14 protein-coding genes and 2 tRNA genes are annotated in these 13,985 nt (G+C 52.6%); 9 read left to right on the top strand and 7 right to left on the bottom strand.

The genetic code is table 11. From position 1 onward, the window contains the following. Positions 1–161 precede the first annotated feature (161 nt). Positions 162–1,676, top strand: coding sequence for a nitric oxide reductase transcriptional regulator NorR (norR, locus tag G434_RS15040; RefSeq protein ID WP_000010723.1), 1,515 nt, complete (start codon positions 162–164; stop codon positions 1,674–1,676). On the opposite strand, the gene gutQ is transcribed toward norR, so the two are convergent. The 7 genes from gutQ to srlA all read right to left on the bottom strand — a co-directional run bounded on the left by gutQ (position 1,673) and on the right by srlA (position 6,620). Continuing rightward, positions 1,673–2,638, bottom strand: a complete 966-nt coding sequence (gene gutQ / locus G434_RS15045; protein ID WP_001287415.1) for an arabinose-5-phosphate isomerase GutQ — start codon at positions 2,636–2,638, stop codon at positions 1,673–1,675. The genes norR and gutQ overlap by 4 nt on opposite strands. Further along, on the bottom strand, positions 2,631–3,404 hold the full coding sequence (srlR, locus tag G434_RS15050) for a glucitol operon DNA-binding transcriptional repressor SrlR (RefSeq protein ID WP_000804552.1): 774 nt from the start codon (positions 3,402–3,404) through the stop codon (positions 2,631–2,633). Before srlR ends, gutQ begins: the two co-directional genes overlap by 8 nt. A 66-nt stretch (positions 3,405–3,470) precedes the next feature. Continuing rightward, positions 3,471–3,830 (bottom strand): transcriptional regulator GutM, encoded by a 360-nt coding sequence (gene gutM / locus G434_RS15055; protein WP_000252917.1) that lies wholly within the window; start codon positions 3,828–3,830, stop codon positions 3,471–3,473. Positions 3,831–3,935: 105 nt separating this feature from the next. Further along, a complete protein-coding gene (srlD, locus tag G434_RS15060; protein ID WP_001077351.1) occupies positions 3,936–4,715 on the bottom strand; it encodes a sorbitol-6-phosphate dehydrogenase in 780 nt (259 codons plus the stop codon). Between the two features lie 3 nt (positions 4,716–4,718). Then, positions 4,719–5,090, bottom strand: a complete 372-nt coding sequence (srlB, locus tag G434_RS15065) for a PTS glucitol/sorbitol transporter subunit IIA (protein WP_000216203.1) — start codon at positions 5,088–5,090, stop codon at positions 4,719–4,721. Positions 5,091–5,100: 10 nt separating this feature from the next. Beyond that, on the bottom strand, positions 5,101–6,060 hold the full coding sequence (gene srlE, locus G434_RS15070) for a PTS glucitol/sorbitol transporter subunit IIB (protein ID WP_000196934.1): 960 nt from the start codon (positions 6,058–6,060) through the stop codon (positions 5,101–5,103). Beyond that, positions 6,057–6,620 (bottom strand): PTS glucitol/sorbitol transporter subunit IIC, encoded by a 564-nt coding sequence (srlA, locus tag G434_RS15075; RefSeq protein ID WP_000573321.1) that lies wholly within the window; start codon positions 6,618–6,620, stop codon positions 6,057–6,059. Before srlA ends, srlE begins: the two co-directional genes overlap by 4 nt. Before the next feature lie 255 nt (positions 6,621–6,875). Between srlA and mltB the strand changes: the two genes are divergently transcribed. The 8 genes from mltB to G434_RS15115 all read left to right on the top strand — a co-directional run bounded on the left by mltB (position 6,876) and on the right by G434_RS15115 (position 13,979). Next, a complete protein-coding gene (gene mltB / locus G434_RS15080) occupies positions 6,876–7,961 on the top strand; it encodes a lytic murein transglycosylase B (RefSeq protein WP_000476837.1) in 1,086 nt (361 codons plus the stop codon). Between the two features lie 144 nt (positions 7,962–8,105). Then, on the top strand, positions 8,106–8,603 hold the full coding sequence (gene pncC, locus G434_RS15085; RefSeq protein ID WP_000132231.1) for a nicotinamide-nucleotide amidase: 498 nt from the start codon (positions 8,106–8,108) through the stop codon (positions 8,601–8,603). 79 nt (positions 8,604–8,682) lie between these two features. Continuing rightward, the gene (gene recA / locus G434_RS15090; protein WP_000963143.1) at positions 8,683–9,744 is read left to right on the top strand and encodes a recombinase RecA; all 1,062 of its coding nucleotides are present in this window, start codon (positions 8,683–8,685) and stop codon (positions 9,742–9,744) included. 68 nt (positions 9,745–9,812) lie between these two features. Continuing rightward, on the top strand, positions 9,813–10,313 hold the full coding sequence (gene recX / locus G434_RS15095; protein WP_000140506.1) for a recombination regulator RecX: 501 nt from the start codon (positions 9,813–9,815) through the stop codon (positions 10,311–10,313). A 127-nt stretch (positions 10,314–10,440) separates the two neighbouring features. Next, positions 10,441–13,071 carry an alanine--tRNA ligase gene (alaS, locus tag G434_RS15100; RefSeq protein WP_000047199.1) on the top strand — a complete coding sequence of 877 codons (2,631 nt, stop codon included), beginning with the start codon at positions 10,441–10,443 and terminating at the stop codon, positions 13,069–13,071. 234 nt (positions 13,072–13,305) lie between these two features. Next, positions 13,306–13,491, top strand: a complete 186-nt coding sequence (csrA, locus tag G434_RS15105) for a carbon storage regulator CsrA (RefSeq protein ID WP_000906486.1) — start codon at positions 13,306–13,308, stop codon at positions 13,489–13,491. A 315-nt stretch (positions 13,492–13,806) separates the two neighbouring features. Next, positions 13,807–13,899, top strand: a tRNA-Ser gene (locus G434_RS15110). Between the two features lie 3 nt (positions 13,900–13,902). Beyond that, a tRNA-Arg gene (locus G434_RS15115) sits at positions 13,903–13,979 on the top strand. Positions 13,980–13,985: the final 6 nt, after the last annotated feature.

Genomic DNA, 13,985 nt, shown 5'->3' with positions numbered 1-13,985 from the left:
TCTAAAAAGATGTCTTGCTAATTGCAGATTGCGTGCCAGTTTTTTATCTGATTGATTTTTACGTGTAAATTAATTCATGCTCATTAATGAGTAGTCAAAATGACTATTAATCAAATGGTCGATATGACAATATCTATAGTCAAATTGACAGTGAGGCAAAGATGAGTTTTTCCGTTGATGTGCTGGCGAATATCGCCATCGAATTGCAGCGTGGGATTGGTCATCAGGATCGTTTTCAGCGCCTGATCACCACGCTGCGTCAGGTGCTGGAGTGCGATGCGTCTGCATTGCTGCGTTACGACTCGCGGCAGTTTATTCCGCTTGCCATCGACGGGCTGGCAAAGGATGTACTCGGTAGACGCTTTGCGCTGGAAGGGCATCCACGGCTGGAAGCGATTGCCCGCGCCGGGGACGTGGTGCGCTTTCCCGCAGACAGCGAATTGCCCGATCCCTATGACGGTTTGATTCCCGGGCAGGAGAGTCTGAAGGTTCACGCCTGCGTTGGTCTGCCATTGTTTGCCGGGCAAAACCTGATCGGCGCATTGACGCTCGACGGGATGCAGCCCGATCAGTTCGATGTTTTCAGCGACGAAGAGTTACGCCTGATTGCCGCGCTGGCGGCGGGAGCGTTAAGCAATGCGTTGCTGATTGAGCAACTGGAAAGCCAGAATATGCTGCCGGGCGATGCCGCGCCGTTTGAAGCGGTGAAACAGACGCAGATGATTGGCTTGTCGCCAGGCATGACGCAATTGAAAAAAGAGATTGAGATTGTGGCGGCGTCCGATCTCAACGTCCTGATCAGCGGTGAGACGGGAACCGGTAAGGAGCTGGTGGCGAAAGCGATTCATGAAGCCTCGCCACGGGCGGTGAATCCGCTGGTCTATCTCAACTGTGCCGCACTGCCGGAAAGTGTGGCGGAAAGTGAACTGTTCGGGCATGTGAAAGGGGCGTTTACTGGCGCTATCAGTAACCGCAGCGGGAAGTTTGAAATGGCGGATAACGGCACACTGTTTCTCGATGAGATCGGCGAGTTGTCGTTGGCATTGCAGGCCAAGTTGCTGCGAGTGTTGCAGTATGGCGATATTCAGCGTGTTGGCGATGACCGCAGTTTGCGGGTCGATGTGCGCGTGCTGGCGGCGACTAACCGTGACTTACGGGAAGAGGTACTGGCAGGGCGATTTCGCGCCGATTTGTTTCATCGCCTGAGCGTGTTTCCACTTTCAGTGCCGCCGCTGCGTGAGCGGGGCGATGATGTCATTCTGCTGGCGGGGTATTTCTGCGAGCAGTGTCGTTTGCGGCTGGGGCTCTCCCGCGTGGTATTAAGTGCCGGAGCGCGAAATTTACTGCAACACTACAATTTTCCAGGGAACGTTCGTGAACTGGAACATGCTATTCATCGGGCGGTAGTGCTGGCGAGAGCAACCCGCAGCGGCGATGAAGTGATTCTTGAGGCGCAACATTTTGCTTTTCCTGATGTGACGTTGCCGCCGCCAGAAGCAGCGGCGGTGCCCGTTGTTAAGCAAAATCTTCGTGAAGCGACAGAAGCGTTCCAGCGTGAAACCATTCGCCAGGCACTGGCACAAAATCATCACAACTGGGCTGCCTGCGCGCGAATGCTGGAAACTGACGTCGCCAACCTGCATCGGCTGGCGAAACGTCTGGGATTGAAGGATTAAATAATCCCGGCCTGATAGAAATCCTGCAAGTTAATTGCGCCGGTGAGTTTGCCGTTTTCATCCACCACCGGTGCGGCAGTGATTTTGCGCTTCATCAGGATCTCTTTGGCGTCGATGGCGCGACTTTGTGCCTGTAATGTGGTGCCGCCTGTCGTCATCGCTTCATTAACTGGCGTGGTGAGTGCGCCGCCGCCAACCAGCCAGCGACGTAAATCGCCGTCGGTAAAGACGCCTTGTACCTGTTGTTGAGCGTCACATACCGCCACCAGCCCCAGACCAGTGCGGCTGAGTTCCAGCATCGCATCCATCACGCTGGCGGTTAACGCTACCTGCGGGATAGCGTCATCACGGCGCATCAGATGATGCACTTTATTCAGCAAGCGAGCGCCCAGTGCCCCGGCTGGGTGGGAGCGGGCAAAATCTTCTTCATTAAATCCGCGCGCCTGCATGACCGCCATCGCCAGCGCGTCACCCATCATCAGGGTATTCACGGTGCTGGAGGTCGGCGCAAGGTGCATCGGACAGGCTTCGCGTTCTACGGAGATATCCAGCACCGCTTTCGCCGCCAGGCCCAGCGGTGACGTCGGTTTGCCGGTCATCGCCAGCAGCGCGATAGATTTATCTTCCAGACGCGGAATAATCAGATCCAGTTCCTTCGCGCCACCGGAGTAAGAGATAAACAGCATCACATCGCGGCTTTCGATCATCCCCAGGTCGCCGTGCAATGCCTCTGCCGGATGGACAAAAAAAGCCGGTGTGCCGGTACTGGCAAGTGTTGCGGCGATTTTCTTACCAATGTGGCCCGATTTGCCAATTCCCGAAACCACCACTTTGCCTTCGCAGTGCAGGATGATATTGGCGGCGCGAACAAAATCATCGCCCAGACGTTCCGGTAAACGGCTTGCTTCCTGCAACTCCAGCATTAACGTCTGACGTCCCGCGTTCAGTAGTGCTTCACTCATTGCTCTCTCCGGTTATGATCACATCGATCCCTTTCTTTTCCAGCGCCTGACGAAACGCTGGATCGATACCTGCGTCGGTAATTAGCTTATCGACGCTTTCAAGACTGCAAACTACGTTGGGGCTTTTACGGCCAAACTTTGATGAGTCCGCCATCAAAATCACTTCGCGCGCGGCATTGCACATTGCCTTACTGACGGTATAAACCTCGTTGAACGTGGTTACGCCCGCATTGAGATCGATGCCGTCGGTGCCCATAAACAATTTATCGAAGGTGAAATGCTCGAAGGCATTCTCTGCCAGTTGCCCGTGAAATGAGGCCGATTTTTTACGAAATGTTCCGCCTGGCATCAGGATAGTTTGTTCGTTATCCAGTTCGGATAGCGCATTGACGATATGCAGGCTGTTGGTCATCACTGTGATGTTATTAAAGCGCGAGAGCAGGGGAACCATCTGCAAAACGGTACTGCCAGCATCAAGAATGATCGAATCGCCATCATGGATAAAACTAACGGCAGCTTCTGCAATCAGCTCTTTCTTGTGGGTGTTGATGAGTGTTTTATGATCGATAGGCGGATCGGATTCCTCTTTATTCAACACCACTCCGCCATAAGTACGAATGACGGTTCCGGCATGTTCCAGAATGACCAGATCTTTGCGAATGGTTGTGCCTGTGGTGTCAAAGTATTGCGCCAATTCTTCAACCGAGCATTTACCCTGCTTTTGCAGATACTCCAGAATGGCGGCCTGACGCTGACGAGGTTTCATGGGCGTGATTACCTGATTTAGGTTTCAAAATGATAACTTCGCAAGCAAGTAACATTCACAACGAAATTATCCACGTTTCAGTTTAAGCGCCAATGATAGAGCATTCTGTGATAGTGGATCATGGGGAAAGATCACATCGGGCTGTAAATCACCCGCATACATACCGGTAATTGCGGGAATTTTTTGTGGTCGGGCGAAGACGGTCAGTCCTTTCATAAACAAGGTGTCGACGATGCGTTGCTGATCGTCCAGGGCGATGACGACCACGACCCGCGGTTTAAAGCGCCCGCTGGAACGGCCCACGCCAACCCGCCCTTGCTGGCATAGTGTGTCGAAGGCACGGTTAAAACGAGAAATTTGCCAACCGCCTAAGGCCAGTTGCGCACACCAGGCGATAACGGCGACGGTGATGAGTGCGGATACCATAACTTTTCCTTAATGTAGTGGCGGAAGTCCTGTATGCCTGATGAGCGTAGCGCATCAGGCATTTTATTAGTCTCGCGGAGATCCTTAACGGATCTCCGCTGTTAATCAGAACATCACCTGACCGCCGGTGACATTGATCGACTGACCAGTGCAGTACGACGCCTTAGGACTGGCGTAGAACAGCAGCATATTCAGCACATCCTGATAATCGCAGCCGCGTTTGAGCGGTACTTTGTCGATGTAATACTGCTCGACTTGATCCGGTTTGATACCCAGCTTGGTCGCATATTGTGGCAATAGCGACTGAAACATCGGCGATTTCAGCAGATTACCGAGCATCAGTGAATGCACCGTAATGCCGTACTCCGCCAGATCCAGCGCCAGTGATTGAGTCAGCCCGACGCCACCAAATTTCGCGGCGCTATAACCAGAGTTGTGTTTGCTGCCCACTTTGCCGGATTTCGAGTTGATCTGAATAATGCGTCCCTGAATGCCGTCGCGGATCATCAAACGCGAAAATTCACGGGCACACAGGAAATAGCCCACCAGATTCACCTGTAGCGAGCGGTCAAAATCTCCAAGCTGGAAATCGCTGATAAAGGCTGCTTTTGCTATTCCGGCGCTGTAGACCAGCAAATCCACGCGACCAAAGATTTCATCTACCCCACGAGAAAGCGCCAGAACGCTTTGCTCGCTGGTGGCGTCAGCACCAAAACCGTACGCTGTTCCTTCACCATATTCGGCGTTAATTTCTTGTGCCACATTTGCAGCTTTGTCGCTCTGAATATCGACAACCGCGACGCGATACCCCTCGGCAGCCAGACCGTGGCACAGGAACGCGCCTAAGGTTTGCCCACCACCGATGACAACGGCAACCTGATTCATTTTTTACTCCTTAACAGATTCAAACTTCAAAACCGATCCCGGCGCGATATCGTCGGGTACAGGGCCTGCCACATGGACAGTGCCCGGAAATTCCGCTTCGCTTAAACCATCGAAGCGCAGGGTGACATGACCCAGTTCGCGAAGGTTGTCTTCCGCCACGCTGCCAACGGCGGTCACCGGATAGCGATGCTGCCCGAGCGAAAATTGCAAACCGGGATGGAGTGCACCTTTCAACTCGCCGTGGCAATGAATGAAGCAATACTCTTCGAGATCCGCAGGCGCGCCTTCACGAAAGGTGATGAGCATCTGGTCGCTGAGGGCGTCAGTGGCACTCGCGCCGATACGGGTGATGGTGGTCTGATAAATAACGGTCATGTTTCAGCCTCTATTGATAGATAAAACCGGAGACAAACCAGGCGATCAGTACAGTCGGCGCGCCGGTTAAAAAGCGGCTCACCAGTACAGAAGGGACACCGACGCGAACCGTGTCCTGACGGGCTTCCGCCAGCGACAAACCGACCGGGATGAAGTCGCAGGCCGCCTGCGCGTTGATGGCAAACAGTGCAGGTAAAGCCAGATGAGGCGGAATATTGCCGAGACCAATCTGCACGCCAATCAATACGCCGATAACCTGTGCGATAACTGCGCCTGGGCCGAGGAAAGGTGAAAGCAGCGGGAAGGAGCAGATGAGCGCCAGCATGACCAGCCCCAGAGGATGGCTAGCCAGCGGAGCAAGACCGTGGGCAATCCAGTCGCCAAGACCGGAAGCCATAATGATGCCGATAAGCGCCGAGACGAACGCCATAAACGGCAGAATGGTTTTTAATACAGTGTCGATGGTGTCACGACCAGATTGAAACAACACGGCAACGGCAGAACCCATACCCATTCCCACCTTCGCCAGTAAACCATCGCTTTGTTCGGTGATTTTCTTGCTGGTGTCATAGTCACGGCCCACGGAAGAGGGTTGTGGTGTCGCATCACCCACTACAGTGATGTTTTCTTCTTTTACGCCAGAGACATAAATATCTTCTACAATGTACTGCGCCAGTGGACCGGACTTGCCCGTCGAGTGGATATTAATGGTGGGAATACGTCGTTTCGGATAGATGCCGCAGCGTAATGTGCCGCCACAGTCGATTACCGCGACACCAATTTCCGCCTCCGCGGGTTCACCTTCTTTAAATCCGTCAATAGCCTGCCAGCCAGTAAGCTGTGCCAGTTTGTCGACAATCGCAGGCCGGGTACCGGCGGTGATATAGACGATTTTTTTGCCCGGCGTGGCTTCCAGCTCAAGCGGGCCGCCCCAGCCACCCGTTCCTTTTTCGATCCGAATACGCGTCATGATGTTGCTCCTGCCAGATGAACTTTTTGTTCAAGTTGAATGCCCATCTTTTTCTCAAAAATGGCGGTGGTCAGATCGGTCACCCAGCCGCGGAAGAAGTTGGTGACCAGACCAACCAGCAGATAACTCACCGCCAGTGGGCCAAGTGGCAGGTTCAGTGTTGTCAGACCGCTGGCAATGCCAAGATAAACAAACAGTTCGCCTGGGTTGATATGGGGGAAGAGGCCATTCATTGAGTGGCAGCTATAAGAGGCGGCCGCGTAGTAGCTGGGTTTGTACTTTTCCGGCATAAAGCGACCCAGGCTTAAGGTCATCGGATTGCAAAAGACAAACGTGCCAATGCACGGTAGCAGCAGGTAACGGGAAACAGGGTTACCGGCGCAACGTTGAGCAAAACGTTCAATACGATGCTGACCGATAAAATTAATCAGTGCGTTCATGATAACCAGCAGGCTAATCAACAGCGGAAGAATGCCGGTCACCATCCCGGTAAACACCTCTCCGCCCTTTTGGAACAGCCCGATAAACCACTCTGCACCATGAGTAATGGTTTCTATCATTGTTCTCTCCTTCAGGATTTATTGTTTTATTACCAAACGGCAACCTAATCTAATCAGATTGAAAGATTTAAAAGTGTTATTTTGATCGCAAAATGAAAGATAAATATTTTAACTTGAAAGTTTCAATAAAAGGATAGCGAGGAGAATGAGTTGAGTTATGTAAAGTCCGTATCGGGCAGTGACTACCGCTTCCTTGTGCGGGGCGTGATGCTTTACCATACTTGCCCCTGGTTGAATCTGTTAAATGGACCCCTCATGTTCAAGCGTCGTTATGTAACATTGCTTCCCCTTTTTGTGTTGCTTGCCGCCTGTAGCAGCAAGCCAAAACCTACTGAGACTGAAACGACCACCGGAACGCCGTCTGGCGGCTTCCTGCTTGAGCCGCAGCACAATGTGATGCAGATGGGCGGCGATTTCGCTAATAACCCGAATGCCCAGCAGTTCATCGACAAAATGGTGAACAAACACGGTTTCGATCGTCAGCAGTTGCAGGAAATTCTCTCCCAGGCGAAACGTCTGGATTCGGTACTGCGGCTGATGGATAACCAGGCACCAACCACATCGGTGAAACCGCCATCAGGTCCGAACGGCGCATGGCTGCGTTATCGCAAAAAATTTATTACGCCGGACAACGTGCAGAACGGTGTGGTTTTCTGGAATCAGTATGAAGATGCGTTGAATCGCGCGTGGCAGGTGTATGGTGTACCGCCGGAAATTATCGTCGGGATTATCGGCGTTGAAACCCGCTGGGGGCGCGTGATGGGGAAAACCCGTATCCTCGATGCGCTGGCAACGCTGTCATTTAACTACCCACGCCGCGCGGAGTATTTCTCTGGCGAGCTGGAAACTTTCCTGCTGATGGCGCGCGATGAGCAGGACGATCCGCTCAATCTGAAAGGTTCCTTTGCCGGGGCGATGGGCTACGGACAGTTTATGCCGTCGTCTTACAAACAATATGCGGTAGATTTCAGCGGCGACGGGCATATCAACCTGTGGGATCCGGTTGATGCGATCGGTAGCGTGGCGAACTATTTCAAAGCGCACGGCTGGGTGAAAGGTGATCAGGTTGCGGTGATGGCAAACGGTCAGGCTCCAGGCTTGCCAAATGGCTTCAAAACCAGGTACAGCATTTCGCAGCTTGCCGCGGCAGGTTTAACGCCACAGCAGCCGTTGGGCAACCATCAACAAGCCAGCCTGCTGCGTCTGGATGTCGGTACCGGTTACCAGTACTGGTACGGTCTGCCGAACTTCTACACCATCACCCGTTACAACCACAGTACCCATTACGCAATGGCGGTCTGGCAGTTAGGACAAGCCGTGGCGCTGGCGCGCGTGCAGTAACTATTTGCAAGAGGGGAGCGTGAGCTTCCCTCTGGCTAATCAGCTTTTTTCTGAATCCTCCTCGTAAAATTGCAACGCCAACACCATCTTCCTGACGAAAGTGCTATCTTGTCCGGCATAAATTTTTGACTGACAGAGGTTGTGATGACTGACAGTGAACTGATGCAGTTAAGCGAACAGGTTGGGCAGGCGCTGAAAGCCCGTGGCGCAACCGTAACAACTGCTGAGTCTTGTACCGGCGGTTGGGTAGCGAAAGTGATTACCGATATTGCCGGCAGTTCCGCCTGGTTTGAACGCGGATTTGTCACCTACAGTAACGAAGCCAAAGCGCAAATGATCGGCGTACGTGAAGAGACGCTGGCGCAGCATGGCGCGGTGAGCGAGCCTGTCGTGGTGGAAATGGCGATAGGCGCACTGAAAGCGGCTCGTGCTGATTATGCTGTGTCTATTAGTGGTATCGCCGGGCCGGATGGCGGCAGTGAAGAGAAGCCTGTCGGCACCGTCTGGTTTGCTTTTGCCACTGCCCGTGGTGAAGGCATTACCCGGCGGGAATGCTTCAGCGGTGACCGTGATGCGGTACGTCGTCAGGCTACTGCGTATGCATTGCAGACCTTGTGGCAACAATTTCTACAAAACACTTGATACTGTATGAGCATACAGTATAATTGCTTCAACAGAACATATTGACTATCCGGTATTACCCGGCATGACAGGAGTAAAAATGGCTATCGACGAAAACAAACAGAAAGCGTTGGCGGCAGCACTGGGCCAGATTGAGAAACAATTTGGTAAAGGCTCCATCATGCGCCTGGGTGAAGACCGTTCCATGGATGTGGAAACCATCTCTACCGGTTCGCTTTCACTGGATATCGCGCTTGGGGCAGGTGGTCTGCCGATGGGCCGTATCGTCGAAATCTACGGACCGGAATCTTCCGGTAAAACCACGCTGACGTTGCAGGTGATCGCCGCAGCGCAGCGTGAAGGTAAAACCTGTGCGTTTATCGATGCTGAACACGCGCTGGACCCAATCTATGCACGTAAACTGGGCGTCGATATCGACAACCTGCTGTGCTCCCAGCCGGACACTGGCGAGCAGGCACTGGAAATCTGTGACGCCCTGGCGCGTTCTGGCGCAGTAGACGTTATCGTCGTTGACTCCGTGGCGGCACTGACGCCGAAAGCGGAAATCGAAGGCGAAATCGGCGACTCTCACATGGGCCTTGCGGCACGTATGATGAGCCAGGCGATGCGTAAGCTGGCGGGTAACCTGAAGCAGTCCAACACGCTGCTGATCTTCATCAACCAGATCCGTATGAAAATTGGTGTGATGTTCGGTAACCCGGAAACCACTACCGGTGGTAACGCGCTGAAATTCTACGCCTCTGTTCGTCTCGACATCCGTCGTATCGGCGCGGTGAAAGAGGGCGAAAACGTGGTGGGTAGCGAAACCCGTGTGAAAGTGGTGAAGAACAAAATCGCTGCGCCGTTTAAACAGGCTGAATTCCAGATCCTCTACGGCGAAGGTATCAACTTCTATGGCGAACTGGTTGATCTGGGCGTGAAAGAGAAGCTGATCGAGAAAGCAGGTGCGTGGTACAGCTACAAAGGTGAGAAGATCGGTCAGGGTAAAGCGAATGCGACTGCCTGGCTGAAAGATAACCCGGAAACCGCGAAAGAGATCGAGAAGAAAGTACGTGAGTTGCTGCTGAGCAACCCGAACTCAACGCCGGATTTCTCTGTAGATGACAGCGAAGGCGTAGCAGAAACTAACGAAGATTTTTAATCGTCTTGTTTGATACACAAGGGTCGCATCTGCGGCCCTTTTGCTTTTTTAAGTTGTAAGGATATGCCATGACAGAATCAACGTCCCGTCGCCCGGCATATGCTCGCCTGTTGGATCGTGCGGTACGCATTCTGGCGGTGCGCGATCACAGTGAGCAAGAACTGCGACGTAAACTCGCGGCACCGATTATGGGCAAAAATGGCCCGGAAGAGATTGATGCCACGGCAGAAGATTACGAGCGCGTTATTGCCTGGTGCCATGAACATGGCTATCTCGATGACAGCCGATTTGTGGCGCGCTTTATCGCCAGCCGTAGCCGCAAAGGTTATGGACCTGCGCGTATTCGTCAGGAACTGAATCAGAAAGGTATTTCCCGCGAAGCGACAGAAAAAGCGATGCGTGAATGTGACATCGACTGGTGCGCACTGGCGCGCGATCAGGCGACGCGAAAATATGGCGAACCTTTGCCAACTGTCTTTTCAGAAAAAGTTAAGATCCAGCGTTTTCTGCTCTATCGTGGCTATCTGATGGAAGATATCCAGGATATTTGGCGAAATTTTGCCGACTGAACGCATACGGTATTTTACTTCCCAGTCAAGAAAACTTATCTTATTCCCACTTTTCAGTTACCAGCCCGGCGGTTAAGACACGCTGGAGCTGGTGGCGATATTTCGTTAGCTTGATTTCAGGATAATTATGAGCAAGAGCACCGCTGAGATCCGTCAGGCGTTTCTCGACTTTTTCCATAGTAAGGGACATCAGGTAGTTGCCAGCAGCTCCCTGGTACCCCATAACGACCCAACTTTGTTGTTTACCAACGCCGGGATGAACCAGTTCAAGGATGTGTTCCTTGGGCTCGACAAGCGTAATTATTCCCGCGCTACCACTTCCCAACGCTGCGTGCGTGCGGGTGGTAAACACAACGACCTGGAAAACGTCGGTTACACCGCGCGTCACCATACCTTCTTCGAAATGCTGGGCAACTTCAGCTTCGGCGACTATTTCAAACACGATGCCATTCAGTTTGCATGGGAACTGCTGACCAGCGAAAAATGGTTTGCCCTGCCGAAAGAGCGTCTGTGGGTTACCGTCTATGAAAGCGACGACGAAGCCTACGAAATCTGGGAAAAAGAAGTAGGGATCCCGCGCGAACGTATTATTCGCATCGGCGATAACAAAGGTGCGCCATACGCATCTGACAACTTCTGGCAGATGGGTGACACTGGTCCGTGCGGCCCGTGCACCGAAATCTTCTACGATCACGGCGACCACATTTGGGGTGGCCCTCCGGGAAGTCCGGAAGAAGACGGCGATCGCTACATTGAGATCTGGAACATCGTCTTCATGCAGTTCAACCGCCAGGCAGATGGCACGATGGAACCGCTGCCGAAGCCGTCTGTAGATACCGGTATGGGTCTGGAGCGTATTGCTGCGGTGCTGCAACACGTTAACTCTAACTATGACATCGACCTGTTCCGCACGCTGATCCAGGCGGTAGCGAAAGTCACTGGCGCGACCGATCTGAGCAATAAATCGCTGCGCGTAATCGCTGACCACATTCGTTCTTGTGCGTTCCTGATCGCGGATGGCGTAATGCCGTCCAATGAAAACCGTGGTTATGTACTGCGTCGTATCATTCGTCGCGCAGTGCGTCACGGCAATATGCTGGGCGCGAAAGAAACCTTCTTCTACAAACTGGTTGGTCCGCTGATCGACGTAATGGGCTCTGCGGGTGAAGACCTGAAACGCCAGCAGGCGCAGGTTGAGCAGGTGCTGAAGACTGAAGAAGAGCAGTTTGCCCGTACTCTGGAGCGCGGTCTGGCGCTGCTGGATGAAGAGCTGGCAAAACTTTCTGGTGATACGCTGGATGGTGAAACGGCTTTCCGTCTGTACGACACCTATGGCTTCCCGGTTGACCTGACGGCTGATGTTTGTCGTGAGCGCAACATCAAAGTTGACGAAGCTGGTTTCGAAGCAGCAATGGAAGAGCAGCGTCGTCGCGCGCGCGAAGCCAGCGGCTTTGGTGCCGATTACAACGCAATGATCCGTGTTGACAGTGCATCTGAATTTAAAGGCTATGACCATCTGGAACTGAACGGCAAAGTGACCGCGCTGTTTGTTGATGGTAAAGCGGTTGATGCCATCAATGCAGGCCAGGAAGCTGTGGTCGTGCTGGATCAAACGCCATTCTATGCGGAATCCGGCGGTCAGGTTGGTGATAAAGGCGAACTGAAAGGCACTAACTTCTCCTTTGCGGTGGAAGATACGCAGAAATACGGCCAGGCGATTGGTCACATCGGTAAACTTGCTGCGGGTTCTCTGAAAGTGGGCGACGCGGTGCAGGCTGATGTTGATGAAGCTCGTCGCGCCCGTATTCGTCTGAATCACTCCGCAACGCACCTGATGCACGCTGCGCTGCGCCAGGTTCTGGGTACTCATGTATCGCAGAAAGGTTCACTGGTTAACGACAAAGTGCTGCGCTTCGACTTCTCACACAACGAAGCGATGAAACCAGAAGAGATTCGTGCGGTCGAAGACCTGGTGAACGCACAGATTCGCCGTAACTTGCCGATCGAAACCAACATCATGGATCTCGAAGCGGCGAAAGCGAAAGGTGCGATGGCGCTGTTCGGCGAGAAGTATGATGAGCGCGTACGCGTGCTGAGCATGGGCGATTTCTCCACCGAGCTGTGTGGCGGTACTCACGCAAGCCGCACCGGTGATATTGGTCTGTTCCGCATCATCTCTGAATCGGGTACTGCTGCAGGCGTTCGTCGTATCGAAGCGGTAACCGGAGAAGGCGCTATCGCCACCGTTCATGCAGACAGCGATCGCTTAAGCGAAGTCGCGCATCTGCTGAAAGGCGATAGCAATAATCTGGCTGATAAAGTGCGCTCAGTACTGGAACGTACGCGTCAGCTGGAAAAAGAGTTACAACAGCTTAAAGAACAAGCTGCCGCACAGGAGAGCGCAAATCTTTCCAGTAAGGCAATTGATGTTAATGGTGTTAAGCTGTTGGTTAGCGAGCTTAGCGGTGTTGAGCCGAAAATGTTGCGTACCATGGTTGACGATTTAAAAAATCAGCTGGGGTCGACAATTATCGTGCTGGCAACGGTAGTCGAAGGTAAGGTTTCTCTGATTGCAGGCGTATCTAAGGACGTCACAGATCGTGTGAAAGCAGGGGAACTGATTGGTATGGTCGCTCAGCAGGTGGGCGGCAAGGGTGGTGGACGTCCTGACATGGCGCAAGCCGGTGGTACGGATGCTGCGGCCTTACCTGCAGCGTTAGCCAGTGTGAAAGGCTGGGTCAGCGCGAAATTGCAATAATATAAGCGTCAGGCAATGCCGTGGACTCGCTTCACGGCATTCGCATTAACGCTATCGACAACGATAAAGTCAGGTTGAAGTTGTGTATATCGGCTAAACTTAGGTTTAACAGAATGTAATGCCATGACTGCTTACATGTAATGTGTTTGTCATTGCTTACTTTTTGGCGTTATATGATGGATAATGCCGGGATACAGAGAGACCCGACTCTTTTAATCTTTCAAGGAGCAAAGAATGCTGATTCTGACTCGTCGAGTTGGTGAGACCCTCATGATTGGGGATGAGGTCACCGTGACAGTTTTAGGGGTAAAGGGCAACCAGGTACGTATTGGCGTAAATGCCCCGAAGGAAGTTTCTGTTCACCGTGAAGAGATCTACCAGCGTATCCAGGCTGAAAAATCCCAGCAGTCCAGTTACTAATCTTTCCGCGTCTCATCTTTATCGGTGAGACGCACCCTCAAAATTTCTTCTTCACTCCATTGTCTTTTCGCTTTACTCCCGTTCATTCAACTTAAGTCTCCATTTTTTTGCATTACTGCTATCTGACAGACCTCCGTTTTTTTGTTGATAAAACACTCTTTTTGACGTTTTTACAGACTAATTGAGCGTGAAGTGTGCAAACGATAAAAGTGTGGGAAAAATTGTTTGACTTATAAGTCTCAGAAAGTAATATGTGCGCCACGCAGCGACGATGAGCGATAAACAAGTTCTTCGAAGCACTCGTAAGAGGCGTGTGGTGAGGTGGCCGAGAGGCTGAAGGCGCTCCCCTGCTAAGGGAGTATGCGGTCAAAAGCTGCATCCGGGGTTCGAATCCCCGCCTCACCGCCATTTGCATCCGTAGCTCAGCTGGATAGAGTACTCGGCTACGAACCGAGCGGTCGGAGGTTCGAATCCTCCCGGATGCACCATATTCT

The sequence above is a fragment of the Escherichia sp. KTE172 genome (assembly GCF_000408845.1).
Classification (GTDB): domain Bacteria; phylum Pseudomonadota; class Gammaproteobacteria; order Enterobacterales; family Enterobacteriaceae; genus Escherichia; species Escherichia coli.
This window is presented reverse-complemented; position numbering and strand designations above follow the sequence as displayed.